Origin of the sequence: Pseudogracilibacillus sp. ICA-222130 (assembly GCF_037892545.1) — a bacterium.
In the GTDB taxonomy this organism is placed as follows: domain Bacteria; phylum Bacillota; class Bacilli; order Bacillales; family Amphibacillaceae; genus Pseudogracilibacillus.
Map to the genome: position 1 here is coordinate 39,504 of NZ_JBBKBG010000001.1, position 24,490 is coordinate 63,993.

Sequence of the window (24,490 nt, forward strand, 5' to 3'; positions counted from 1 at the left end):
ATTGATGTTTTTTCCGATGTACCGTTATTTTTCTACATGTTTTTTAATAAATTGTACGTATTTTTGTAGTAGATTAATATCCGTCGTTTCACTTAAAATTCTTGATCCGACTACATCTTCAATTTCATTAAAAATTAATTCGCCATTTTTTCCAATGAGAAAATCGATTCCAACTAGACCGAAATTAAATCTTTCGACAATTTTCATGATCATTTCTTCATTCCGTTTACTTAATTTGAAACGTTCAGCAGTACCACCAAGTTTGAAATTTGCACGAAAATCAGTGTCGTTTTTACGTAACACAGCGGCGATAATTTCTTTTCCGATAATAAAGACACGCACATCACGACCGAGTTGGACATTTGCACTTTGTATGACGAGTGCATGATTGGTACATTGTGCAATCGCTTCGTCCCAGTCTGTTTCGTTTTTTATGAAAAATACTTCTCTGCCACCTCGGCCATTCGTTTGTTTTAAAATAAAAGGAAAGGGAAGAGGCATCGTTTCTGGCAAAGCAGCCTTATGTATAAAATATGTCGGTACAATTGGGATTTGTAAAGCATTCATTTCCATATATGTTGTTGCTTTATCATTGCAAACCTTTGCTGTTTCATAGTTATTGAAAACGGGAATGTTCATTCGCTCAAAATATAATTGTAAAAATGGTTCAATTGTTCGTATGACGACGAAATCCGGCTTCATCATTTTTTTGTTTTGATATAGGATGGTTTGTTTGCCGTTCTCTGTCCCGATTATTAGTTCATGTCGCAATTTCAATTGTAAATCGATGGCCTCTTTTTTAGCTTCATCGATAAACCATTCAATATAACGCTTATTTTCATTCGCATCTTGTTCATTGTATATGATCCAACCAATCATTTTTTCACCTATCTTTTCATACATGCTTTTCCGTTTAATAGTTGCTATACTAATTTTAATGTAAAATATAAAATTTACAAGAAAATGTGGGGAAAAAGATGAAATCGATCAAGACAATAGAAACATTTTTCATAGAAAGAAAGAAATTTGGGATTAAACCAGGATTAGATCGAATGTACCGTTTACTAGAAGCATTTGATCGCCCAGAGAAAAAATTACGGGTCATCCATGTTGCTGGAACAAATGGGAAAGGGTCGACCGTTACTTTAATGCAAAATATATTAAGACTTGAAAATTATCGAGTCGGTGTTTTTTCATCGCCGAGTTTTACAGGGATAAGAGGACATATTATATGGAATGATCGACCAATACCAGAAACACATTTTGTTGCATTATTTGAAGCTTTAGAGAAAACGATTGAACAGTTAGATAGGGAAGGTAACCATCCAACTCCTTTTGAAATTTTAACAGCGATAGCATTCCGTTATTTTGTCGGACGAACAGATATCGTTATCATAGAAGCAGGGATGGGTGGAAGAGAAGACACGACGAATGTTGTAGAGCCTCTTTTGTCGATTATTACCACTGTTGCAATGGATCATATGCAATTTTTAGGTAATACAATTGAAAGTATAGCTTTTCATAAAGCTGGAATAATTAAACGAGGTCATCCTGTTGTGATTGGGAATATGAGCACAAAAGCAAGTGACGTCATAAAAGAGGAAGCAATGAAACAAGAAGCAGCATTATATACTTTTGGAAAAGATTATACACTGGAAGAAACAGATACGGAGATATGTATACAAATTGAAAATGAACGGATCAATATTGATCCATCCTTTACAGGTACCTATCATCTACAAAATTTTGCTGTAGCGTGTATGGGATTATATCTATTACAAAAGGATGGCATAAAGTTCCATAGAAAAACAGCTGAGGAAGCCATTCGAACCTTCCAACTTCAAGGACGTTTGGAATTGATTTCTAAAAATCCTGCTATTTTGTTGGACAGTGCTCATAATATGGCAGGGGTAGAAGCGCTCACCCATGCTATAAAGGAAAAATATCAAAAGAAAAAAATCCATTGTTTATTTGCTGGATTTAGAGATAAGGCCGTACATGAAATGATTGAATTTCTAGCAAATAATTGTGATGAAATGACCGTTACGTCGTTTGACCATGAAAGAGCAATGTCGATGGAGGAATTATATACATTGGAATTACAGGGTGTTCATTTTCTCTCGGATTGGCATCTTTATCTTGATACATTGAATAAAGATAAAGATTCAGAAATCTTATACATCATAACTGGATCCATGCATTTTATTATGCAAGTAAGAGATTATCTCTGTACATGAAGCACGAATAGGAAGAAATAGACTATTTTTCTATCAGCCTGCTTTTTATCGTGCTTCATTTTTTCAGGTTATACAAAAACTGGTGTTGGTGGAAAATAAAATCCATTGGCACCATTTTTTATGCATTTGTATTTTCTAATACTCGATGAATATGTTCGATTATTGCATGGGAGGCATCAATACCCGTGCAATCATATAGATTTCTGATATGTGCGTTAGAATTAACCTCACAAACAATCGGTTTCCCGTTTTTGCCGAATAGAAGGTCCACTCCAGAAAAATGAGCTCCGATTGCATTGGAAGCCTGAACAGCGACACGTTTTTCTTCTTCATTCGGTGTATATGCCATCATTTTTCCACCATTTGTTATATTAGCACGAAAATCATTTTCTGCTACACGTTTCATACTCGCAACCACTTCATTTCCGACTACTTGTAAACGTACATCTACTCCATAGCTCGTATTTATAAACTTTTGAAACATGAATGGCTTACCACCGATTTCCTTTTTCTTTTTATACAAAGTAGCTTCATCTTCAATTAAATATACTTGTTCTCCAAATGAACCAAATGTTTCTTTTATGATAAGCGGGAAGCCGAAAGTGTCCATGACGTATTCTATGTAAGAATGATCAAGTTGAATTGGTAATCCGTACGTTTTTGGTGCGACAATTGTTTCTGGAATCGGTATGTTTGCGAATTTTAAAGCTTGATAGGTTTTAATTTTGTCATCAGAAATTTCAATGGTTTCACTAGAATTAAATACCGGAATATGGAGGTATTCTAATTGTTTTGCTAGGTAAATATCTTTATCTGTAAAAATAACGTAATCAGGTCGTTGGACTTGCTTTCCATTTACAATTAAATTGTTTTCAATTAACGTCAAGATTTCGTCATTTCGATAAATAGTTGCTTTATCCCCAACTGTATTTGCTGCATGATGAAACATGTTTGCGAAATCAATAAATTTATCACTTTTTAAAAAACCATTATAAATAATCCAACATGAATAAGACATCTTTTACCAACTTTCTTTATATGTATCTAATAGAAGCGATTATAGTCTACTCATAAGTGTATCGGAATAACTTATTTTTACAAGTGGAAAACGATAAAATTTGTAGAAAACGAATCGACAAAATAAGGGGAAATATGCGTTCTAAAAGTATTATGATGAACATAAAGAAGGTGATAAAGTTGTTGGATAAAATGAAAGAAAAGATCGATAAGTTTTGGCATGCATTGGACAAGGTCTTTGTAACAAAGTTAATTATAACTGTATTTTTCAGTACGACCATTGGGATCTTTTTAGGGCTATTTATGCTGCAAGTAACTGGAGAAGAACAAGTAGAAACGATGACAGAAGATAATATCGTAAAAAAGCCAACAGCAATTGAAAATATTTCTTTTTATATCGTACAAGCTGGTCTGTTTGAAGAAAAATCAAATGCTGAATCCATACGTGACAAGCATGAGGAAACGTATATTTGGGAAGAGGATGGGAAATATTACCTCTTTATAGATATAAGTTTTAATAAGGAAACTTTAGAAAAAAAGTATCAAAACAATGAAACGGTGTTTATAAAAGAATGGACAATTAACATGGGAGAAATTAATTTTTCTGAAGAAGAGATAATGTATTTGGAAACGTTAGTTGTTTGGTTGGAAAACCAATTATTAGGGACAGATGATGGACATGCATTGGGCCGCTTACAGGCGTTGACAGTTCCAAAGGATAGCATGTTATACAATAGTTATAAAATGATACAAGAGACAGAGGAAAACGCATGGACAAAGGGGAAAATATTGCAATTATTATTTGGGTTAGAAAAAAATCTATCAAATAGGTAAATTTAATTTTTCTAGACGAAAAATAAGGATAAAACGCTATTTTCCTAGGGAGATTTTGCAAAAATAGATACGAATATGTAGCTTAAAATGCAATTTTGTCCATTCGTCAAAATATTCCTTCCACTGTACAATATGTGTACGTTGAAAAGGAGGGAATATATGGGGAATAATATTGTTGTTAAAATGAAAGATGTACCTAAAGATGAAAGGCCTCGGGAGCGTTTATTAAAATACGGGGCAGAACAGCTGTCCAATCAAGAATTGATTGCTATTTTAGTCGGAAGCGGAACGAGAAAGGAGTCTGTATTAGATTTAGCCACTCGAATTATCATGCATTTTGAAGGGATTAAATTATTATCAGAGGCAACGATCGAGGAACTAACGGCAATAAAAGGCGTAGGTATTGCAAGAGGGGTCAATATATTAGCTGCAATTGAATTAGGAAAAAGAATTAAACGATATAAACCAGATGAAGCATATATTATACGTTCTCCAAAAGACGGGGCGAATTTTGTAATGGAAGATATGCAACATTTAAAACAGGAACACCTCGTTGTTTTATTTCTTAATACAAAAAATCAAATTATTCATAAACAGACGATTTTTATAGGTAGCTTAAACGCTTCTATAGTGCACCCACGGGAGATTTTTCGAGAAGCAGTAAAACGTGCGGCTGCTTCCATCATCTGTGTACATAACCATCCATCTGGAGACCCGACACCTTCTCAAGAAGATATACATGTGACAAGAAGGCTAGTGGAAGCTGGAAAAATAATGGGGATTGAAATGCTCGATCATCTCGTTATTGGAAAAGGGACCTTCACCTCCTTAAAAGAAAAAGGGTATTTATAATTTTTTTTTTGCATAAAAGGCTTGGGACAATAGTTTGTTTTGTATATTGTCCCAAGTTTGTTGTACATATTATTTAATCTTTTGTTGCATCTGAATTTTTGATGGTTGCATCTGTTTTTACGTTTGTTGCATCTGAATTTTTGATGGTTGCATCTGTTTTTACGTTTGTTGCATCTGAATTTTTGATGGTTGCATCTGTTTTTACGTTTGTTGCATCCGAATTTTGTTTATTGCATCTGTTTTCACGATTGTTGCTTCTGAATTTTTGCTTATTGCATCTGTTTTCACGATTGTTGCATCTGAAATTTGCTTATTGCATCTGTTTTCACGATTGTTGCATCTGAAATTAGTTTATTGCATCTGTTTTCGCGTTAGTTGCATCCGAATTTTGCTTATTGCATCTGTTTTCGTGTTTGTTGCATCTAAAATTAGTTTATTGCATCTGTTTTCACGATTGTTGCATCTAAAATTTTTTTATTGCATCTGTTTCCGTAGTTGTTGCATCCGAATTCCGTTTATCGCATCCGCTTCCGCGCACCTTCAAAACAATTTGTATAAAAATATTCGCAACTATAATGATGAGCTATCTTTGACCATATAAAACACCTCCCTTGAAAAAAGTTTCTCACATTACTGAATGACCACATGATAAAATCTATTATTTTGAATATGTTCCACCATACTATCAAATTGGTCACTTCATTTGTCATATACTGGTAGAACAGTTTCTCTACATGCTACCATTTCCCTCTTGGTTACATGTAAATTTCGACATTTGTTCTAATGAAATATCTGATTCGGCGATTGGAGTTGGGTCTATATCTAAAATGTGATATGTTTCAAAGTAAAGATCCTTTTCCATCGTACGCATGATTATTCCATTTGCATCTTCAGCTGATATTGTATAACCGTCTAAAAACATCTCAAATATGCGACCATTTTTTCCACTTTTTCTGTAAAAAGTTCAATGCTTTTGATGTATAAATGAAACATTTCATATATCTGTCAACTCTAACAATAATATCCCTTCTAAATGTCCGGATAACTTTTTTTGGTGTTTTATATTATAATGGATAGAAGGTTACATTTTGATGACAAAAAACAGCGAAAAGATGGCATTTTTTATGAAAATGAAAAAAAGTATCCCTATCATTTTTTCATTATTTTTCGTATAATAAAGAATGACGATTAATGCAAGATGTTATTTTGTGAATTGTTTGGTTATATTATAAAAAAGGTAAGATTATGAATCATCAACTAGGAATGGACAAATTATTTGGATAAAAGAGAGGTTTTATCATGTTTGGATTATCACAAGATTTAGGAATAGATTTAGGTACAGCAAATACGTTAGTATGTATAAAGGGAAAAGGTGTTGTCGTTAGCGAACCATCAGTAGTTGCCGTTAACAACGACACGAATCAAATTGTCGCAGTAGGAAATGAAGCACGAGATATGATTGGAAGAACTCCTGGTAATATTACAGTTGTTCGTCCGATGAAAGATGGAGTTATTGCAGACTATGACACGACTGCAGCGATGATGAAATATTATATGAAACGTGCAAATGAAAAACGCTCTAGCTTTGGGGCGAAGTCAAATGTTGTCGTTTGTGTGCCTTCAGGTATTACGAAGGTAGAAGAACGAGCAGTTATTGATGCAACAAAACTAGCAGGAGCAAAAGAAGCATATCCAATTGCTGAACCATTTGCAGCAGCTATTGGGGCTGATTTACCTGTATGGGAACCGACAGGAAGTATGGTTGTTGACATTGGTGGAGGTACGACAGAAGTAGCGGTTATTTCTTTAGGTGGTATTGTTACAGCTAAATCAATTCGTGTTGCAGGAAACAATTTAGATGAAGCTATTACGATTTATATTCGAAAAAAATATAATTTAATGATTGGTGAAAGAACCGCAGAGGAAATTAAACTGGAAATAGGATCTGCAAGAGAAGCAGACAGCAATGTTACAATGGCTATTCGTGGACGTAATTTATTGAATGGTTTACCAGAAACCATTACTATTTCTCAAGATGAAATTGTAGATGCATTAAAAGAGAGTGTAGAAAAAATTGTCCATGCGGTAAAAACGACGTTAGAAAAAACGCCACCAGAGTTATCTGCTGATATAATGAATCGTGGAATTGTATTAACAGGTGGAGGCGCACTATTAAATGATATTGATAAAGTAATTAGTGAAGAAACGGATATACCGGTATTTATCGCGGATAATCCGTTAGAATGTGTTGCGATTGGAACAGGGAAATCATTAGAGTACATTCAACATTTCCGTGATAATCCGAATGTAGCATCACGTACAACGATTGAATAAGTAGGTGTATGCATGTCTTTTTTTCGTAGGAAATCTTTATTTATACTATTAATTGGGATCATCTTACTTGTAGTATTAGTTGGCTATTCTTTAACAAAAAGAGATCATTTATCAGGCCCTGAGAAGGTGATTGTCGATTCGGTTGGTTGGATGCAAAACATTATTAGTCAACCAGCGAACTTTTTTATTGATACGTACCATAGTATTGGGGATATTAGAATAACGTATGAAGAGAACAAAATATTAAAAGAAAAATTAGCTGAATATAAAACATTAGTATACGAAGTAAATGAATTGGATAAAGAAAATGAGGAATTACGTAAAACACTAGATATCGTAGATTCGCCACGAGATTTTGAGCCAATATTAGCAACAGTAATCTCTCGTTCACCTGAACGTTGGTTAGAACAAGTTACCATTAACCGTGGGACAAAACATGGTGTGGAAAAGAACATGGCAGTGATGACGGTAGATGGGATGATTGGAAAAGTTACATCTGTATCTAATATGCATGCGACAGTACAACTTATTACTGGTTTTGACCAGTTAAATCGTATATCCGCTACAATTTCACGTAAAGGTAAAGATAATATTTTTGGGTTAATTGAAGGGTATGACAAGGAAAAGGAAGCACTTGTTTTTCGTATAATGGAGCAATCTGGTAAAAAGGTAAAAGAAGAAGAATTAGTCGTTTCTTCTTCTTTAGGTGGACAATATCCATCTGGTCTTCCAATAGGTACAATTAAGGAGATTGAAGCAGACCCGTATGGTTTAACAACAAAGGTATATTTAGAACCGAGTGCAAACATTTACGATATTAATCAAGTAATTGTAATAGATCGAGCATTAGATACAGACGATGACATAGAAAATTCGGGTGATAAGTAAATGAAGCGTCTTGTATTAGTACTCATTTTATTTGGTTTGCTTGTCATTGAAGGTATAGCAATTGATTTATTGCCTTTACGTTTATTAGAAACAGAAATATTAATTGTCCCTCATTGGTTATTTATGTTTCTAATCGTTGTCGCTATTTTTTTTGACAAAAGTTATACATTCTATGCAGTCGTATTTAGTATTGTTTTTGGGATACTAATTGATATTGTCTATGCGGATATATTAGGGGTGTACATGTTTGTGTATGCTGTATCTGTTTATATTGCACAAATCTTAAAACGACTATTTATAACGAATTTTCTTGTGTCATGTATTATCGCAATGATTACTATAAGTCTAGTAGAAATCCAAATTTACATTGTATATAGTTTTGTTGGAACAATTGATTTACCATTTATGTTCTTTTTGACACATCGACTCCTTCCAACAGTAGTAGCAAATCTTTTGTTCTTTTTATTAGTCTATTTCATTTTTTCTAAACGTTTAGTAAGATGGAGTGATGAAGAGTTACAACGAGTTTCATAATAAGGAAGGTTGCTTAATGGGGTGAAACAAATGCAAAATGACAATCAAATTATTTCAATTAAAGGAACAAAAGATGGTTTAATTTTTCATATTAATGATGAAGCAAGTTACCAAGATGTTATACTTCAACTAGAAGAAGTGTTAGCATCTGTTCCTCATACAGACCAACAGGAAAAAGCTGCAAATGTGACATTACAATTGGGATATCGTCATGTTTCACCTGAACAAAAAAAGCAGTTACGTGAAATGGTTGAAAAAGACAATCATTTCTATGTAGAAAAATTTGACTCCAAAGTTATTAGCCGTGAAAAAGCAAAACAATGGTTTGAAGAACACTCTTTAAAATCGATATCGCAAATCGTTCGTTCGGGACAAATTCTTGATATTGAAGGTGATTTACTTTTAATTGGAGATGTGAATCCGGGCGGTGAAGTTCGTGCAACAGGGGATATTTACATATTAGGAAAATTACATGGGATTGCACATGCAGGAACAAAGGGAAACGATGAAGCTGTCATTGCAGCCTCATATATGAACCCAAATCAATTGCGCATATCACAATACATAAGTCGTGCCCCTGATTACGAGACAGAAGGGGTTTATATGGAGTGCGGCTATTTGGATAAAGAAAATGAAAAAATTGTAATTGACCGCTTACAAGTATTACCTTACGTACAGAGAAAATTGCGTAAATTAAAAGGGGGAATGTATGATGGGTGAAGCGATTGTTATTACATCTGGAAAGGGTGGCGTCGGAAAGTCGACGACAACCGCAAACGTTGGAACTGCCCTTGCATTGATGGATAAAAAGGTGTGTCTCATTGATACAGATATCGGTTTACGTAATTTGGATGTCATTATGGGGCTTGAAAATAGAATTATTTACGATATTGTGGATGTCATTGAAGAGAGATGTCGTCTACAACAAGCGTTAATTCAAGATAAACGCTTTTCACATCTTTCGTTGTTACCAGCAGCGCAAACGAGTGATAAATCTGCTGTTACAGAAGAAGGAATGTTAAAAATTATTGCGGAATTAAAACAAGATTATGATTATATCATCATTGATTGTCCTGCTGGAATTGAGCAAGGATTTAAAAATGCCATTGCAGGTGCAGATAAAGCTATTGTTGTGACAACACCTGAAAAATCCAGTGTACGAGATGCTGATCGTATTATCGGTTTAATTGAACAGCGTGAAATGGAACGGCCACAATTGATTATTAATCGTATTCGTAATCATATGATGAAAGATGGCGATATGCTTGATATTGATGATGTTATTCAAGTGTTGTCGATCGACCTATTAGGAATTGTCATCGATAGTGACGATGTCATAAAAGCGTCCAATGATGGAGAGCCTGTCGCATTGAAAAATGACAACAAGGCTTCGATTGCATATCGCAATATTGCACGTCGTATTTTAGGAGAATCGGTTCCCCTTCAAACATTGGAGGAGAACAAAGGAATGTTCCAAAAAATGAAAAGTTTGTTTGGCTTTAAGTCATAGAAAATATGTATGACAAGGCTTGGACAAAAGCGAATGAGCGAAAAGGAGTGTCAGTAATTTTTACTGGGACTCCTTTTTTGGCTCGATACCATATAATGTTAGAGAAGAAAAAATTCCCTGGCATCATGATCAATTAGACGAATAGGAAGTACGAACTTAAGTGAATAACAGGGATACAACCTTTTCGTTTTATTGTTTCATCATATTCGTTATATCAATATGTTTGGTTGCCAATCATTTTAGCGTAAGAAATTATTTTTTTAGTTTATACCACACTTTTTAAATTCATATGTGTCCATCCGTTTGCATATAGTAAGATAACAAATTAGGTAAAGGATGAAACGGTATGGACAAGCGAATTAAAGAAATTCGAAGAGGAATAAAAAAACGAAAAGGGATGCGACGTGTACAAGTACAACGTGATGAACGAAAACAGATGCCAATTTTACCAACGTTAGAAGAATCTTATGATGGTAATGTCGATGTTCCACCGATGGCAAACAAGCATATGTTTCGCCGTCAACGGTTATTTCGATCGTTCGCTGGTGCAATGACACTGTTTTTATTAAGTGCTTTTTTGTTACAGACGAACATTCCATTTTTTCAACCGGTGGCACAATTTGTACATAATGGGATGAAAGAAGAATTTCCATTTGCAAAAGTAAATGAATGGTATGTATCGAATTTTGGAAGTCCTCTCGCAATAATCCCAACAAAACATATGAAAGACGAAACAGAGTCGGGAAATTTTTTAACAGAAAATGAAGTGATTGAAACTTTTTCAACTAATGGACAAGGAATGACGGTGCTTGCGACAAACGAGGAAAACGTAAATGCGATGCAGCGTGGGGTTATTATTTTTGCTGGAAACGATAAAGACTATGGGAAAACGATTGTTGTTCAACATGCCAATAATAGTACAACGACTTATGGGCAGTTAAAAGATATTGATGTACACATTTATGAAACCGTTGAAGCTGGAGATAGGATTGGCAAAGCAAGTAAAGCAAAAGAAGTATATGTACAAATGGAAAAAAATAATACATATATGGATCCTTTAGAGGTAATTCAAGTTGACGATAGCCCGTAACATATCCATTCATCCAGTTTTTATATTTCTTTTCATTATTAGTATTTTTACTGGGATGTTTGTACAATTTTTCATTGTTAGTTTGATTGTATGTATACATGAATTAGGACATGTTATTGCTGCGAAATATTATAAATGGGACATTCCAACTGTTTCCTTTCATTTTTTTGGTGGTGTGATGGAGACGACAGAATGGATGAATCGACCGATAAATGAATGTATGATCGTTACACTTGCGGGACCAATTCAACATGCATTTATATTTCTCTTTTTAAACATAATAGCTTTATTTCCAATTGTACCCGCATCCCTCCTTTTAGAAATTCATTATTTTAATCTTCTTTTATGCGTATTTAACTTATTACCTATCATGCCGTTAGATGGGGGAAGAATGTTGTTTTATATCGTTTTAAAAAAATTACCGTACTACTTTGCCTATCAACTCATCGTTCTATTTTCACTATTGCTACTCGCCCTCTTATATATGATGTATTACTATATGTACCATTTTCATTTAACCGTACTTTTACTCACTATATTTCTGTTCCTTGAAAATGTACGTATGTTTCGGGAAAGACATTTTCAATTTCTTCGTTTTCTGATGCAGAAAAAAAGAGTCAATGAACGGAGGAAATTAATCCATTGTCAACATGAGGACCAAATCAAAACACTTATTAAAAAATTGTATAAAGAAAAACAAACGCAATTTCACATGAGCGATGAATTGATCGTAGAAGAACGTGAAATAATAGATGCTTTTTTCGATTCTAGAGGATATCATATGACCATCTTTCAATGGCTAAAAAATAAAGGATGAATGGTGTTGACAAGTATAAATGAAATATGCTATTATCTTTATGTTATGTATTTGTAGCACCATTGCTACAACCGCACAGATCAGGTTTTAAACTTTTAAAAGAAAGTACCTGCATGGCGAGTCTTAGTCTAATAGGAGGTGCAAGAGAATGTACGCAATTATTGAAACTGGTGGTAAACAAGTTAAAGTAGCTGAAGGGGAAGTAATTTACGTTGAGAAAGTTGATGCTGACGTAGAAGAAACAGTTACATTTGACAAAGTATTATTCGTTGGTGGAGAAGATGTTAAAGTAGGTGCTCCATACGTAGAAGGAGCTACTGTTGAGGCAAAAGTTGAAAAACAAGGTCGTCAAAAGAAGATTACTGTTTTCAAATATAAGCCTAAGAAAAACTACAGCCGTAAACAAGGGCATCGTCAACCATACACGAAATTAGTAGTGCAAAAAATTAACGCTTAAGGATTTTAAGTATGATAAAAGTTGTCATATCAAAATATAATGATACGATCCATGCATTTGAAATAAGTGGGCATGCAAATAGTGGACCATACGGCTACGATTTAGTATGTGCTGCTGTGTCGGCCGTTTCCTTTGGTTCCGTAAATGCGGTATCTGCTTTATGCGAAACGGAATTAATCGTTGATCAGCATGGAGAAGGCGGTTATTTATACGTTGAATTACCAAATTCTTTAACTGGAGAACGATTAGAAAAGGCGAATATTATTTTAGAAGCGATGATCGAATCTTTAAAAACGATAGAACGACAATATGGTGAATTTATAAAAATTATACTAGAGTAAGGGGGTGCCTTACATGTTAACATTAGATTTACAGTTTTTCGCACAGAAAAAAGGAGCAGGTTCTACTCGTAACGGACGTGATTCTGAAGCTAAACGTTTAGGTGCTAAACGTGCAGACGGTCAGTTTGTTACAGGCGGATCAATCTTATACCGTCAACGTGGCACGAAAATCTATCCGGGTGAAAACGTTGGACGCGGAAAAGACGATACTTTATTCGCTAAAGTAGACGGGGTTGTACGTTTCGAACGTTACGGACGTGACCGTAAAAAAGTTAGCGTATATCCTGAATCTGTTGAAGCGTAAATGATAAAAAAACTCCAATCAATTTAGATTGGAGTTTTTTCTTTGATATTATTATCATCCATTAGACAATTTGGTATACTTTGTACGAGACATGGCAAGAAAGAGAATATAATGAGGTGAAATATATGTTTATCGATCAAGTATCCGTCTATGTAAAAGCTGGTGACGGTGGGAACGGGATGGCTGCTTTCCGTCGTGAAAAATATGTACCAAAAGGTGGACCAGCTGGAGGAGATGGAGGAAATGGTGGAGACGTCATTTTCGAAGTAGATGAAGGAATTAATACGTTGATAGATTTTCGTTATAATCGTCATTTCAAAGCAGAACGTGGCGAAAATGGCATGAGTAAAAGTAAACATGGAAGAAATACAGAACCTTTAGTCGTTCCGGTTCCACCGGGAACGGTTGTATATGATGAAGATACAAATGAATTGATAGCAGATTTAACAGAACATGGACAACGTGCTGTTATTGCGAAAGGAGGTCGTGGAGGTCGTGGAAATATTCGTTTTGCCACATCGAAAAATCCTGCACCGACACTTTCGGAAAACGGTGAACCAGGGGAAGAACGTAATATCCGTGTCGAGCTAAAGGTGATTGCAGATGTGGGGCTTGTTGGTTTTCCAAGTGTTGGGAAATCTACATTATTATCTGTCGTCAGTGCTGCACGTCCGAAAATTGCCGATTACCATTTTACGACACTGTCCCCTAATTTAGGTGTTGTGGACACAGATGATGGGCGTAGTTTTGTTATGGCTGATTTACCAGGGTTAATTGAGGGAGCACACGAAGGTGTTGGCTTAGGTCATCAATTTTTACGACATGTAGAACGTACGAGATTGATTGTTCATTTAATCGATATGGCAAGTATGGAAGGGCGTAATCCATATGATGATTATGTAAAAATTAATGAAGAGTTAAAACAATATGATGACGTATTAATGGAGAAAAAACAAATCATTGTAGCGAATAAAATGGATATGCCAGAAGCGGAGAAAAATTTAGAAGAATTTAGAGAAAAAATTGGTGCTGATATCGAGGTTATTCCCATTTCATCCTTTACACGAAAAGGATTAGATGTCTTATTATATAAGATTGCCGATACTTTAGATACAATACCGAAACATACGGCAGTGATAGAAGATACAGTTGTTATTGAACCGAAACCACAAGAAAAACCGTTCACAGTAAGTCGTGATGATGATGGTGCCTTTGTCTTACAAGGGAATGAAATTGAAAAGTTATTTAAGATGACAGACTTTACGACAGATGAAGGTGTGAAACGGTTTGCAAGACAATTACGTCATATGGGTGTGGATAATGAGTTACGAAAACGTGGGGCACAGGATGGCGATACAGTAAGATTATTAGATTTTGAATTTGAATTTATTGATTAGTTCTATTCCATTTGTTAAAGTATGTATATTATATGTGTAAATATTTAGAAAATAGATACAACTTTATGAATATCGGAAAATAGAACGGAGCGAAGTGAATTGACAGGGAAAATTGGATATTTAGGACCTAGAGGAACATTTACAAAAATAGCGGCAGACTTAGCATTTAATGGGGATGAAAAGATTGCCTATAAAACAATCCCACAAGTCATTGATGCAGTAGAGGAAGGAGAAATCGACATCGGTGTCATACCGATTGAAAATGCGATTGAAGGAACGGTACATTTATCGATTGATTATTTAGTACATCAAGTCCGTTTACCAATCGTAGCAGAGTTAGTCGTGCCAATCGAACAAAATTTACTCGTGCATAAAAGTTTTGATCGTAGTTTGAATGATATCGAAGAAGTACACTCACATCGTCATGCAATTGCACAATGTCAGCAATTCATCCATAAAAATTTAAAAAATGCATCCATTCATTATACGAATTCAACAGCAAGTGCTGCCGAATTGGTAAGTGAAAATGGCCGTCCAATTGCAGCAATTGGAAATTTACTCGCTGCAAAAGAATATGATTTAACCGTATTAAAGGAAAATATTCACGATTTCCCGAATAACCATACACGTTTCATCGTTTTAACGAAAGATGAAACAGGAATAAATATTAACTATGAGAAAAAACTAGAAAGAACGAGTATTTTAGTAACTTTACCTGAAGACCGTGCGGGAGTTTTACATCAAGTGTTATCTGCATTTGCTTGGAGAAAGATGAACTTATCCAAAATTGAATCACGCCCGATGAAAACAGGATTAGGGAATTACTTTTTCTTAATTGATGTTGACGAACCTTATGATGATGCTTTATTTCCAGGTGTCATCGGAGAATTAACCGCTTTAGATTGTAAAGTGACAGTATTAGGAACATATCCTGTATATCAATTTAAATCATCAGTTCCAACTATATGATGATATTACGTCCATATACATATAGGCACTTTCATCGTGCTATATGCTATGGACGTTTTTCTTTGAAGAAAGAAGAGGAGTATTTCTGGGCACGTAGGACATGATTTTTGCATACGTTGTTATAGACTATGATACAAAGGAGAATGTTCATGCAAATTCATATCGTCCAAAAAGGTGATACGTTATATCAACTTTCTAAACAGTATGGGGTAGATTTGGATACGTTAATTCAAGCGAATCCACAAATTGCCGATCCTGAGATGATGCTTCCAGGAATGAAAATTCAAATTCCTTCTAAAATGATGCCCATTCATCCAAACGAACAACAAGAGAGATTGAAAGAAGAAGAAAGAAGTGAGATGGAACATAGGAATTTTCGACCGATGCAAGATGTAGAACATGATGAACGACAAAGACCTCGCTCGATGGAAAGGGAAAATGAGTTGCAATCAAATGTGCCACAAAATAGGCCTTTAGGGGAACCACGAGTTGTAGCACCACGAGTTCCCGAACGAGATGACAACCGAAGATCTGAGATGCCTATGCCAAATCAAGTAGAAAACCGTATGGTGGAGCCGAACCAGACAAGACAAACCGATTTTCATGAAAGAAGACCGGATACAATTGTTTACTATTGTTGCTGTTGTAAACATCATAAAGAAAATTTAAGTGAAATAAAAAATAACATACATGATCATACGCAGATCGAACATGGTGAACATCAAAGAGATCCAATCCCAAATAACATGCAAAGAGAAAATATAGGGCAATTCGAGTCATTTAGAAATGATACGTATTTTCATGAAGGTGGCCATTATCGTTTGACGTAATGGGGAAACTGTAATAATTCAAGATACCGCACATTATGTGTATAATATAACATAATAGTAAGCATATTTAATGTAGGAAAAGGGATAGAAAATAGATGTATATCCCTTTTCTACCATACGAATATATTAAAGGATGAGGTAGATGGAACAAATTGTTGAAAAAATAACGGTATGGCTACAAGATCAAGTAGAGCAAGCCAATGCGAATGGATTAGTTGTCGGTGTTAGTGGTGGCCTAGATTCGGGGGTAGTTGCAAACTTAATTAAACGCGCATTTCCGAATGATTCACTTGGTGTCATTATGCCGATTAATAGTAATCCAACAGACTTAAAAGATGCACAAGCAGTTGTACAAGCTTGTCATATTACATCCATGAATGTTGACTTAACGGCGACACATGCTTTAATGATCGAAACGATTCAACAGGAAGTAAATCGCGTTAGTGAGTGGCATGAAAAGAATGCTCGTATTGCAGATGCAAATTTACGTGCCCGTCTCCGAATGAGTACATTGTATACTATTGCAAATAATTACAATTATTTAGTCGTCGGAACAGATAATATGGCTGAATGGTTTACAGGATATTTCACGAAATATGGGGATGGTGGAGTCGATTTACAACCGATTGTTGATTTAACGAAACAAGAAGTTCGTGAACTTGCACACTTCTTACATGTACCAGTGGAGGTCATTGAGAAAAATCCAAGTGCAGATCTTTGGATAGGACAAACCGATGAAGAAGAAATGGGGACCACATACGCACATATTGATGCTTATTTAGAAGGGGAAGAAATCCCTGAAAAAGATAAAGCGATCATTGAACGATTACATGCACGCACAGAACATAAGCGGAACATTGCAACACAATTACGTTTAAAATAAGGTACATTCTTTCTTTACTGGCATAATTTTGCTATACTGTAAAAGGATTTTAGTCCAAGCGAGAAAGGGGACAGGAACATGGCTGGACATTCAAAATGGCATAATATTCAAAGAAGAAAAGGTGCACAAGACGCAAAACGAGGAAAAATATTTATGCGTCATGCAAAATTAATATATACGGCAGCAAAAATGGGTGGTGGCGATCCAGAAATGAACCCACCACTTCGTACGGCAATTGAAAAGGCAAAAGCAGATAATATGCCAAATGATAATATTGATCGTGCAATTAAAAAAGCGACAGGTATGCTCGATGGGGCGAACTTTGAAGAAGTAACATATGAAGGATACGGACCAAACGGAATTGCTGTTATTGTACATGCACTTACAGATAACCGAAACCGTACAGCATCAGAAGTACGCCATGCCTTTAGTAAACATGGTGGTAACTTAGGAGAAACGGGTTGCGTATCATTTATGTTTGATCGTAAAGGGTATATTGTTATTGTAGATAAAGAAGAAAAAATAGATGAAGATGAATTAACTTTGGAAGCTATTGATGCAGGAGCAGATGATATTGAAGTCGAAGAAGGTGTATATGAAATTTATACGACACCAGATGCATTTCAAGAGGTAAATGACCATTTACGTGAAGCAGGATATGATATTGAAGAAGCGGAAATTACACTGATTCCACAAACATATACTGCATTAGATGGTGACGCTAAAGAGAAGATGATGCAAATGATTGACATGTTAGAAGAAAATGAAGACGTGCAAGATGTGCATCACAATTTAGAAGAAACTGAATGATGACTTGCTCGTATAAAGGGGAATTTCATGATTGCTTATATTAAAGGACAATTAGCGTTTATATTAGACGAATCGATTATCGTTGATGTAGGTGGCATTGGCTATGAAATCGTATGTCCCAATCCATTCATTTACCAAAATTCTTTACAAAAGGAATTATTTATTTTTACGTATCATCATGTGCGGGAAGATAATCAAACTTTGTATGGATTTAAAGATGAAGAGGAAAAATATTTATTTACTAAATTAATTTCTGTTTCAGGTATCGGTCCTAGAAGTGCTGTCGCTATTTTGGGGAATGCAGATGTAAATGAATTTATCACGGCGATTGAACAGGAAGATGAAAAATACTTAACGAAATTTCCTGGTGTAGGAAAGAAGACAGCTAGACAAATTATTTTAGATTTAAAAGGCAAATTAACGGCTGTGTTCTCTATGGAAGAAACGACAACGACCGTATCACCTACATCTTCTGCTCACATTTCAGAAGCGAAAGAGGCATTGAAAGCATTAGGATATACGGATAAAGAAATTAACCATGTGATGTCACAGTTGAAAAAAGAGAACATAACGGAAACAGATGAACTTATTCGAAAAGCATTAGCATTATTTGTGAAAAATTAATGTAAGCTAGGAAAGGGGATCGTGATGGAAGACCGTATTGTAACTGGCGAACAAAATGAAGATGACAAACTAGTAGAATTATCATTACGTCCTACCATGCTAGCAGAATATATTGGTCAGCATAAAGTAAAAGAAAATTTAGACATATTTATTCAAGCAGCAAAAATGCGTGAAGAAGCGTTAGACCATGTATTATTATATGGTCCACCAGGACTTGGAAAAACAACATTAGCTGCCATCATTGCCAATGAAATGGGTGTACAATTTCGTGCAACATCTGGACCAGCAATAGAACGTTCAGGTGATTTAGCCGCTATTTTGTCTTCTCTTGAACCGGGAGATGTATTATTTATCGATGAAGTACATCGAATCCCGCGTGCGATTGAAGAAGTATTATACCCAGCAATGGAAGATTATTTTTTAGATATTGTGATTGGTCAAGGGCCAAGTGCTAGGTCTGTTCGTATCGATTTACCACCATTTACATTAATTGGAGCGACGACACGTGCAGGACTTTTAACGGCACCATTACGTGATCGTTTTGGTGTATTATGTCGATTAGAATATTACGAACGGGATGACTTATGTGAAATTATTGAACGAACCGCATCTATTTTCCAAATGCCTATCGAAAAAGAAGCGGCATTAGAAATAGCTGGACGTTCTCGTGGGACTCCACGAATTGCGAATCGTTTATTAAAACGTATCCGAGATATTTCACAAGTTAGTGGGGAAGAAGAAATCTCATTAAAAACAACAAAAAGGGCACTAGAAATGTTGCAAGTGGATGATGTTGGACTCGATCATATAGACCATAAATTTTTACAAGGTATCATCCAAGATTTTCAAGGTGGACCTGTCGGTTTAGATACAATTGCAGCAACAATTGGTGAGGAATCACAAACAATTGAAGAAGTATACGAACCATACTTATTACAGATCGGCTTTATCCAACGAACACCGAGAGGGCGTATAGTTACTGGAAAAGCATATGAACATTTTGGAATAAAAAGGTGAATTCGATGCAATTTGGAAAAATGTTTATTTTAATAGGGATTGTCTTTATTATAATTGGTGTTATTTGGACATGGATTGGGAAGTTACCAGGAGATATATCGTTTAAAAAAGCTAATGTATCTTTTCATTTTCCTATTATGACATCTATCGTCGTATCGGTTATCTTATCGTTGTTGTTCGCTATCTTTTCACGTTTTAAATAGGAGTTAAAAACATGGATATTGAATCATATAATTATTATTTACCAGAACATTTAATTGCACAAACACCATTAAAGGATCGCACATCGTCGAAACTGCTTGTGTTGAATAAAGATACAGGAGAAATGGTACATGATCATTTTAAACATGTGACAGATTACTTGAAAAGTGGGGATTGTTTAGTATTAAACAACTCTAAAGTAATTCCAGTTCGATTATTTGGGGTGAAAGAAGAAACATTTGCTAAAATCGAAGTGTTACTATTACATGAAAATGATAACAATGAATGGGAAGCACTTGTAAAACCGGCTCGTAAAGTAAAGGTTGGTACAAAGATTTCTTTTGGTGATGGAAAACTTGTTGCAACTTGTATCGAGGAAAAACAAGAAGGGGCTCGTGTATTACGCCTTACGTATGAAGGGATTTTTCTTGAAATATTAAATGAATTAGGAGAAATGCCCTTACCGCCATATATAAAAGAACAGTTACAAGATGATGATCGCTACCAAACGGTGTATGCAAAAGAAGAAGGATCAGCAGCGGCACCAACAGCTGGTTTACATTTTACAAAAGAATTATTAGAAGAAATAAAGGCAAAAGGAATCCATATCGTTTATGTTACGTTACATGTCGGGCTTGGAACATTCCGACCAGTGACAGTTCATGAAATTGAAGAACATGATATGCATAGTGAATATTACCATATGTCCAAAGAAGCAGCTGAAACATTAAATCATGTGAAAGCAACAAATGGGCGAATCATTTCGGTAGGTACAACATCAACGAGGGTGTTAGAGACGATTGCACATGCACATGATGGAAAATTTGTCGAAGAGACGGGATGGACGAATATTTATATTTATCCACCATATACGTATAAAGCAATAGATGGATTAATCACGAATTTCCATTTGCCCAAATCAACACTTTTATTATTAATTAGTGCATTAGCAGGAAAAGAACTAATTTTCAATGCATATGAAGAAGCGATCCAGCAATCATATCGTTTTTTTAGCTTTGGAGATGCAATGTTTATTTTGCCAAGTGAAAAAGATAAAAAGGATGACAAATAAAATGGCAATTACGTATGAATTAATTAAAACGTGTAAACAAACTGGTGCTAGACTTGGTAAAGTCCATACGCCACATGGTACGTTTGATACACCGATGTTTATGCCTGTAGGAACATTAGCTACAGTTAAAACAATGAGTCCAGAAGAATTAAAACAGATGGATGCACAAATCATTCTTTCTAATACGTATCATTTATGGTTACGTCCTGGAGAGGATATCGTAAAAGAAGCAGGGGGCCTACATCGATTTATGAATTGGGATAGACCGATTTTAACGGATTCTGGTGGGTTCCAAGTATTTAGCTTAAGTAAAATTCGGGATATTCAGGAAGAAGGAGTTCATTTTAGACACCATTTAAGTGGGGAAAAATTATTTTTCTCTCCTGAAAAAGCGATGCAAGTACAAAATGACCTCGGCCCAGACATTATGATGGTGTTAGATGAATGTCCACCATATCCCGCAACTTATGAGTATATGGAAAAATCTGTTGCACGTACATCACGTTGGGCAGCACGTTGTTTAGAGGCACATAAACGTCCACAAGACCAAGGATTATTTGGCATTATCCAAGGGGGAGAATATGCAGACCTTCGTAAACGTAGTGCAGAAGATCTAACATCACTAGATTTCCCAGGATATGCAATTGGAGGGTTATCTGTCGGTGAACCGAAACATATTATGAATCAAGTGCTTGAAGAAACCATCCCATTCATGCCTTCCAATAAGCCACGTTATTTAATGGGGGTTGGTTCACCTGATTCCTTAATTGAGGGAGCATTACGTGGCATTGATATGTTTGACTGTGTTTTACCGACGAGAATTGCTCGTAATGGTACATGTATGACGTCTAACGGTCGTTTAGTCGTTCGAAACGCTAAATATGCACGTGATTTCTCGCCAATTGATGAAAATTGTGACTGTTACACATGTAAAAATTATTCTCGTGCATACATTCGTCATCTAATTAATACGAATGAAATATTCGGATTTAGGCTTACTACTTATCATAACCTTTATTTTCTGTTAAAATTAATGGAGCAAGTCAGAGAAGCTATTCGAGAGGACCGACTTGGAACATTTAAAGAAATCTTTTTTGAACAATATGGGTTCAACAAAGATAAACCGAAAAACTTTTAGGGAGGAGGGACATAATGGAGCAATTAATATCACTATCACCAATTATTTTAATGTTCGTTATCTTTTATTTCTTATTAATTCGTCCACAACAGAAGCGACAGAAACAAGTAAGAGAAATGCAAGATAATTTACAAAAAGGCGATTCAATTGTGACAATCGGTGGGCTTCATGGTATCATCGATGCGATCGACGAAGGAAAAGTCATTATTAAATCAAATGATGCTCGATTAACATTTGATCGTGCTGCTATTCGCGAAGTAAAAGTAGACTAATTGTACATACATCGAAAAAAAACATTTCATCAAAATATAGATGAAATGTTTTTTTGTGTCCATTCATTTATACAGCTAATGAATGATAAAGCTATCCATTACTTTTCCATAAAATCTTTTTAAATTGTATCCATTCCTCTTTAGTAATACAGCGGAAAAGAAAAATAAAGATAGTATATATACAAATAATTAGACCTAATAACATCATAAACATAAAGATTCCATCAATGATGATATATGTTTTCAACATATAGGCGACAGCATAGGTACTAATGAATAATAAAACTAATCGGAACACATTTTTAAAAGGAAGAAAAAACTTTGTTCGACGGTACAACAGTAAAAAATGTAAACACATAACAAAGAGAACGTACGTATTAAGGGCGATGACGACGCCATAAATTCCAAATGCCGAATGGGACGTAAAAACAATTAATATAGAAAATTTTACAATTGCCCCTAAAATATTATTCCACATCACTTCTCGAGCATAATTAAGTGATATAAGAATGGTTTGTAATGGTGTATGTATATAAAGACATAGAAAAAACGGTGCCATCATTTTTACAAATAGACTTGCATTACTTGTACCATATATATATGTTAAAATAGGATTGGCAAACAACATAAAAATAATGGTTGCAACGGCACCAGATAAAAATGAAAATCGAATTGCTTGTTCCATTCGTTCAAATAATACTTTTTGTTCATTTCGTGTTTGTAGCATAGAAACAGATGGTAATAATGCAACAGAGATAGAATTCGTTATAAATGTTGGTAAAAACAAAAGTGGCATGACAAAACCGGTTAATTCACCATATTGTTTCGTTGCTTCAACTGTACTATAGCCAGCTACTTTTAAGCTTTTTGTCACGAAGATAGGTTCTAAAAAATTAGAAAAGGATTGTACTAATTTACTTGTCGTATGTGGTAAAGCAATCGTTAGTAAACTACTTAATATATGTGATGATTGCTTCGCTTGTGTTTTCTTTACTTGAAATTTTTTATATTGGTAATAAAGAAATAGGAATGAAGCAATTTCGCCAATTGTAATAGATACAACTGCACTTACTGCAGCATGTACAATTCCAAACTGGATAAAATAGTGGATGGCAACATATACGAAACCAATACGGACTATTTGTTCAATTACTAATCCAATACTTTGTGGTTTCATATTTTGTAACCCTTGAAAATATCCTTTAAATAATGAAGAAAATGCGATAATTGGAATAGCCGGAGCCAATGCATACAATAAATATTCTGTTCGTTCATCTGTTAATAAATACGTTGCAATGACCGGTGCAAAAACTATGAGTGAAACAGTAAAAAATATGCTCGTACATGTTATAATAATGAAAGCATATGTCATTATTTTTCGGATGCGTCCTTCGTCGTTTTTTGCATAAGCCTCCGCAATATTTTTGGAGATCGCTAACGGCAATCCTATTTGGGTTAGAGTTAATAGGAGGAACAATGTAGGCATTACTAACATATATAGCCCAATTCCTTCTTCACCCATTAATCTTGCTGTAATCATTCGGTTGATAAAACCAAGGAACCTTGTCAACATACTAGCAACAATTAATACAATTGTGCCATATAGAAAAGATTGTTTCGTCACAACCTCACCTTTCTTTCTATTAGGAAGAAATACGATTATAATCATATATATGCTCTGTAACCTTACATAAATGACATAAATTATCGATTTCATAGAAAGGGGTTTATCAATGGAAAGAAAACATGTACGTGAATGGAAAGAACATGTTTATCCAGCATTAAAAAGTAAAGAATCTGAATTTAAACTTATTGGGTATAACGAAATAACCGTTGATGAGTTATGGCGTTGTTTAATGGAAACAATATGGAAAAGTAATCCAGAAAAATATTTACATGAAATTGTTCAAGATATTTTTCATCTTCCAGCTAGTACGTACATGAATTTCATTACAGTGAATGCTTTAAAAGTGGATGATAGTGATTTAATGGCATCGATTCAAGCAGTTACAAACAATGAACAATCGTAAACGAAGCATACCTAAAGAGAGGAAATGAATGC

General features: G+C 35.0%; 29 protein-coding genes and 1 other annotated feature. Of the genes, 25 read left to right on the forward strand and 4 right to left on the reverse strand.

Annotated features, from left to right (window positions below; genetic code table 11):
* Positions 1-24: 24 nt before the first annotated feature.
* Positions 25-903: an ATP-grasp domain-containing protein gene (locus WKT09_RS00175; RefSeq protein WP_340414100.1), complete on the reverse strand. Its 879-nt coding sequence runs from the start codon at positions 901-903 to the stop codon at positions 25-27.
* 74 nt (positions 904-977) lie between these two features.
* Between WKT09_RS00175 and WKT09_RS00180 the strand changes: the two genes are divergently transcribed.
* A complete protein-coding gene (locus tag WKT09_RS00180; RefSeq protein WP_340414101.1) occupies positions 978-2,237 on the forward strand; it encodes a bifunctional folylpolyglutamate synthase/dihydrofolate synthase in 1,260 nt (419 codons plus the stop codon).
* A gap of 118 nt (positions 2,238-2,355) precedes the next feature.
* Here the strand turns inward: WKT09_RS00180 and WKT09_RS00185 are convergent, their stop codons facing one another.
* Positions 2,356-3,255 carry an ATP-grasp domain-containing protein gene (locus WKT09_RS00185; RefSeq protein WP_340414102.1) on the reverse strand — a complete coding sequence of 300 codons (900 nt, stop codon included), beginning with the start codon at positions 3,253-3,255 and terminating at the stop codon, positions 2,356-2,358.
* Positions 3,256-3,434: 179 nt separating this feature from the next.
* On the opposite strand from WKT09_RS00185, the gene WKT09_RS00190 reads away from it, so the two are divergent.
* Positions 3,435-4,088: a hypothetical protein gene (locus WKT09_RS00190; RefSeq protein WP_340414103.1), complete on the forward strand. Its 654-nt coding sequence runs from the start codon at positions 3,435-3,437 to the stop codon at positions 4,086-4,088.
* Between the two features lie 159 nt (positions 4,089-4,247).
* Positions 4,248-4,940: a RadC family protein gene (radC, locus tag WKT09_RS00195; RefSeq protein ID WP_340414104.1), complete on the forward strand. Its 693-nt coding sequence runs from the start codon at positions 4,248-4,250 to the stop codon at positions 4,938-4,940.
* A 730-nt stretch (positions 4,941-5,670) separates the two neighbouring features.
* On the opposite strand, the gene WKT09_RS00200 is transcribed toward radC, so the two are convergent.
* On the reverse strand, positions 5,671-5,862 hold the full coding sequence (locus tag WKT09_RS00200) for a hypothetical protein (protein ID WP_340414105.1): 192 nt from the start codon (positions 5,860-5,862) through the stop codon (positions 5,671-5,673).
* A gap of 377 nt (positions 5,863-6,239) precedes the next feature.
* Here WKT09_RS00200 and WKT09_RS00205 point away from each other — a divergent pair, with 377 nt between their 5' ends.
* The 21 genes from WKT09_RS00205 to yajC all read left to right on the forward strand — a co-directional run bounded on the left by WKT09_RS00205 (position 6,240) and on the right by yajC (position 22,428).
* Entirely contained in the window at positions 6,240-7,274 is a 1,035-nt protein-coding gene (locus tag WKT09_RS00205; protein ID WP_340414106.1) for a rod shape-determining protein, read from the forward strand.
* A 12-nt stretch (positions 7,275-7,286) separates the two neighbouring features.
* Positions 7,287-8,162 (forward strand): rod shape-determining protein MreC, encoded by an 876-nt coding sequence (gene mreC / locus WKT09_RS00210; RefSeq protein ID WP_340414107.1) that lies wholly within the window; start codon positions 7,287-7,289, stop codon positions 8,160-8,162.
* Positions 8,163-8,696 carry a rod shape-determining protein MreD gene (gene mreD, locus WKT09_RS00215; protein ID WP_340414108.1) on the forward strand — a complete coding sequence of 178 codons (534 nt, stop codon included), beginning with the start codon at positions 8,163-8,165 and terminating at the stop codon, positions 8,694-8,696.
* A 30-nt stretch (positions 8,697-8,726) separates the two neighbouring features.
* Positions 8,727-9,416, forward strand: a complete 690-nt coding sequence (gene minC, locus WKT09_RS00220) for a septum site-determining protein MinC (protein WP_340414109.1) — start codon at positions 8,727-8,729, stop codon at positions 9,414-9,416.
* On the forward strand, positions 9,409-10,206 hold the full coding sequence (minD, locus tag WKT09_RS00225; RefSeq protein ID WP_340414110.1) for a septum site-determining protein MinD: 798 nt from the start codon (positions 9,409-9,411) through the stop codon (positions 10,204-10,206). The genes minC and minD overlap by 8 nt, the downstream gene beginning before the upstream one ends.
* Before the next feature lie 346 nt (positions 10,207-10,552).
* Positions 10,553-11,296: a M23 family metallopeptidase gene (locus WKT09_RS00230; protein ID WP_340414111.1), complete on the forward strand. Its 744-nt coding sequence runs from the start codon at positions 10,553-10,555 to the stop codon at positions 11,294-11,296.
* Entirely contained in the window at positions 11,280-12,113 is an 834-nt protein-coding gene (locus WKT09_RS00235; RefSeq protein WP_340414112.1) for a site-2 protease family protein, read from the forward strand. The genes WKT09_RS00230 and WKT09_RS00235 overlap by 17 nt, the downstream gene beginning before the upstream one ends.
* Before the next feature lie 59 nt (positions 12,114-12,172).
* Positions 12,173-12,247, forward strand: a sequence feature (ribosomal protein L21 leader region).
* A 14-nt stretch (positions 12,248-12,261) separates the two neighbouring features.
* On the forward strand, positions 12,262-12,570 hold the full coding sequence (gene rplU / locus WKT09_RS00240; RefSeq protein ID WP_340414113.1) for a 50S ribosomal protein L21: 309 nt from the start codon (positions 12,262-12,264) through the stop codon (positions 12,568-12,570).
* A gap of 11 nt (positions 12,571-12,581) precedes the next feature.
* Positions 12,582-12,911, forward strand: coding sequence for a ribosomal-processing cysteine protease Prp (locus tag WKT09_RS00245; RefSeq protein WP_340414114.1), 330 nt, complete (start codon positions 12,582-12,584; stop codon positions 12,909-12,911).
* Positions 12,912-12,924: 13 nt separating this feature from the next.
* On the forward strand, positions 12,925-13,215 hold the full coding sequence (gene rpmA / locus WKT09_RS00250; protein WP_336267856.1) for a 50S ribosomal protein L27: 291 nt from the start codon (positions 12,925-12,927) through the stop codon (positions 13,213-13,215).
* Positions 13,216-13,340: 125 nt separating this feature from the next.
* The gene (gene obgE / locus WKT09_RS00255; RefSeq protein ID WP_340414115.1) at positions 13,341-14,612 is read left to right on the forward strand and encodes a GTPase ObgE; all 1,272 of its coding nucleotides are present in this window, start codon (positions 13,341-13,343) and stop codon (positions 14,610-14,612) included.
* A 99-nt stretch (positions 14,613-14,711) separates the two neighbouring features.
* A complete protein-coding gene (gene pheA, locus WKT09_RS00260) occupies positions 14,712-15,581 on the forward strand; it encodes a prephenate dehydratase (protein ID WP_340414116.1) in 870 nt (289 codons plus the stop codon).
* 149 nt (positions 15,582-15,730) lie between these two features.
* Positions 15,731-16,411, forward strand: coding sequence for a SafA/ExsA family spore coat assembly protein (gene safA, locus WKT09_RS00265; protein ID WP_340414117.1), 681 nt, complete (start codon positions 15,731-15,733; stop codon positions 16,409-16,411).
* 142 nt (positions 16,412-16,553) lie between these two features.
* Positions 16,554-17,294 (forward strand): NAD(+) synthase, encoded by a 741-nt coding sequence (gene nadE, locus WKT09_RS00270; protein WP_340414118.1) that lies wholly within the window; start codon positions 16,554-16,556, stop codon positions 17,292-17,294.
* Positions 17,295-17,372: 78 nt separating this feature from the next.
* The gene (locus WKT09_RS00275; RefSeq protein ID WP_340414119.1) at positions 17,373-18,104 is read left to right on the forward strand and encodes a YebC/PmpR family DNA-binding transcriptional regulator; all 732 of its coding nucleotides are present in this window, start codon (positions 17,373-17,375) and stop codon (positions 18,102-18,104) included.
* Between the two features lie 27 nt (positions 18,105-18,131).
* A complete protein-coding gene (gene ruvA / locus WKT09_RS00280) occupies positions 18,132-18,728 on the forward strand; it encodes a Holliday junction branch migration protein RuvA (protein WP_340414120.1) in 597 nt (198 codons plus the stop codon).
* A 24-nt stretch (positions 18,729-18,752) separates the two neighbouring features.
* Positions 18,753-19,745, forward strand: a complete 993-nt coding sequence (gene ruvB / locus WKT09_RS00285; RefSeq protein ID WP_340414121.1) for a Holliday junction branch migration DNA helicase RuvB — start codon at positions 18,753-18,755, stop codon at positions 19,743-19,745.
* A gap of 5 nt (positions 19,746-19,750) precedes the next feature.
* Complete coding sequence (locus WKT09_RS00290; protein ID WP_340414122.1) at positions 19,751-19,948, forward strand: DUF2905 domain-containing protein; 198 nt, start codon at positions 19,751-19,753, stop codon at positions 19,946-19,948.
* 11 nt (positions 19,949-19,959) lie between these two features.
* Positions 19,960-21,018, forward strand: a complete 1,059-nt coding sequence (gene queA, locus WKT09_RS00295; protein WP_340414123.1) for a tRNA preQ1(34) S-adenosylmethionine ribosyltransferase-isomerase QueA — start codon at positions 19,960-19,962, stop codon at positions 21,016-21,018.
* A 1-nt stretch (position 21,019) separates the two neighbouring features.
* Positions 21,020-22,156: a tRNA guanosine(34) transglycosylase Tgt gene (gene tgt, locus WKT09_RS00300; protein ID WP_340414124.1), complete on the forward strand. Its 1,137-nt coding sequence runs from the start codon at positions 21,020-21,022 to the stop codon at positions 22,154-22,156.
* Positions 22,157-22,170: 14 nt separating this feature from the next.
* Positions 22,171-22,428, forward strand: coding sequence for a preprotein translocase subunit YajC (gene yajC, locus WKT09_RS00305; RefSeq protein ID WP_340414125.1), 258 nt, complete (start codon positions 22,171-22,173; stop codon positions 22,426-22,428).
* Positions 22,429-22,519: 91 nt separating this feature from the next.
* Here yajC and spoVB read toward each other — a convergent pair whose 3' ends face one another.
* Positions 22,520-24,097: a stage V sporulation protein B gene (gene spoVB / locus WKT09_RS00310; protein ID WP_340414126.1), complete on the reverse strand. Its 1,578-nt coding sequence runs from the start codon at positions 24,095-24,097 to the stop codon at positions 22,520-22,522.
* Positions 24,098-24,161: 64 nt separating this feature from the next.
* Here spoVB and WKT09_RS00315 point away from each other — a divergent pair, with 64 nt between their 5' ends.
* Positions 24,162-24,458, forward strand: a complete 297-nt coding sequence (locus WKT09_RS00315; protein WP_340414127.1) for a post-transcriptional regulator — start codon at positions 24,162-24,164, stop codon at positions 24,456-24,458.
* The last annotated feature ends 32 nt before the right edge of the window (positions 24,459-24,490 follow it).

Bases quoted from the DNA above. Each gene is read 5' to 3' on its own strand.
- WKT09_RS00175 (WP_340414100.1), bottom strand. From the start codon at position 903: ATGTATGAAAAGATAGGTGAAAAAATGATTGGTTGGATCATATACAAT.
- WKT09_RS00180 (WP_340414101.1), top strand. From the start codon at position 978: ATGAAATCGATCAAGACAATAGAAACATTTTTCATAGAAAGAAAGAAA.
- WKT09_RS00185 (WP_340414102.1), bottom strand. From the start codon at position 3,255: ATGTCTTATTCATGTTGGATTATTTATAATGGTTTTTTAAAAAGTGAT.
- radC (WP_340414104.1), top strand. From the start codon at position 4,248: ATGGGGAATAATATTGTTGTTAAAATGAAAGATGTACCTAAAGATGAA.
- WKT09_RS00200 (WP_340414105.1), bottom strand. From the start codon at position 5,862: ATGTTTTTAGACGGTTATACAATATCAGCTGAAGATGCAAATGGAATA.
- WKT09_RS00205 (WP_340414106.1), top strand. From the start codon at position 6,240: ATGTTTGGATTATCACAAGATTTAGGAATAGATTTAGGTACAGCAAAT.
- mreC (WP_340414107.1), top strand. From the start codon at position 7,287: ATGTCTTTTTTTCGTAGGAAATCTTTATTTATACTATTAATTGGGATC.
- mreD (WP_340414108.1), top strand. From the start codon at position 8,163: ATGAAGCGTCTTGTATTAGTACTCATTTTATTTGGTTTGCTTGTCATT.
- minC (WP_340414109.1), top strand. From the start codon at position 8,727: ATGCAAAATGACAATCAAATTATTTCAATTAAAGGAACAAAAGATGGT.
- minD (WP_340414110.1), top strand. From the start codon at position 9,409: ATGGGTGAAGCGATTGTTATTACATCTGGAAAGGGTGGCGTCGGAAAG.
- WKT09_RS00230 (WP_340414111.1), top strand. From the start codon at position 10,553: ATGGACAAGCGAATTAAAGAAATTCGAAGAGGAATAAAAAAACGAAAA.
- rplU (WP_340414113.1), top strand. From the start codon at position 12,262: ATGTACGCAATTATTGAAACTGGTGGTAAACAAGTTAAAGTAGCTGAA.
- WKT09_RS00245 (WP_340414114.1), top strand. From the start codon at position 12,582: ATGATAAAAGTTGTCATATCAAAATATAATGATACGATCCATGCATTT.
- rpmA (WP_336267856.1), top strand. From the start codon at position 12,925: ATGTTAACATTAGATTTACAGTTTTTCGCACAGAAAAAAGGAGCAGGT.
- obgE (WP_340414115.1), top strand. From the start codon at position 13,341: ATGTTTATCGATCAAGTATCCGTCTATGTAAAAGCTGGTGACGGTGGG.
- safA (WP_340414117.1), top strand. From the start codon at position 15,731: ATGCAAATTCATATCGTCCAAAAAGGTGATACGTTATATCAACTTTCT.
- nadE (WP_340414118.1), top strand. From the start codon at position 16,554: ATGGAACAAATTGTTGAAAAAATAACGGTATGGCTACAAGATCAAGTA.
- WKT09_RS00275 (WP_340414119.1), top strand. From the start codon at position 17,373: ATGGCTGGACATTCAAAATGGCATAATATTCAAAGAAGAAAAGGTGCA.
- ruvA (WP_340414120.1), top strand. From the start codon at position 18,132: ATGATTGCTTATATTAAAGGACAATTAGCGTTTATATTAGACGAATCG.
- ruvB (WP_340414121.1), top strand. From the start codon at position 18,753: ATGGAAGACCGTATTGTAACTGGCGAACAAAATGAAGATGACAAACTA.
- WKT09_RS00290 (WP_340414122.1), top strand. From the start codon at position 19,751: ATGCAATTTGGAAAAATGTTTATTTTAATAGGGATTGTCTTTATTATA.
- queA (WP_340414123.1), top strand. From the start codon at position 19,960: ATGGATATTGAATCATATAATTATTATTTACCAGAACATTTAATTGCA.
- tgt (WP_340414124.1), top strand. From the start codon at position 21,020: ATGGCAATTACGTATGAATTAATTAAAACGTGTAAACAAACTGGTGCT.
- yajC (WP_340414125.1), top strand. From the start codon at position 22,171: ATGGAGCAATTAATATCACTATCACCAATTATTTTAATGTTCGTTATC.
- spoVB (WP_340414126.1), bottom strand. From the start codon at position 24,097: ATGATTATAATCGTATTTCTTCCTAATAGAAAGAAAGGTGAGGTTGTG.
- WKT09_RS00315 (WP_340414127.1), top strand. From the start codon at position 24,162: ATGGAAAGAAAACATGTACGTGAATGGAAAGAACATGTTTATCCAGCA.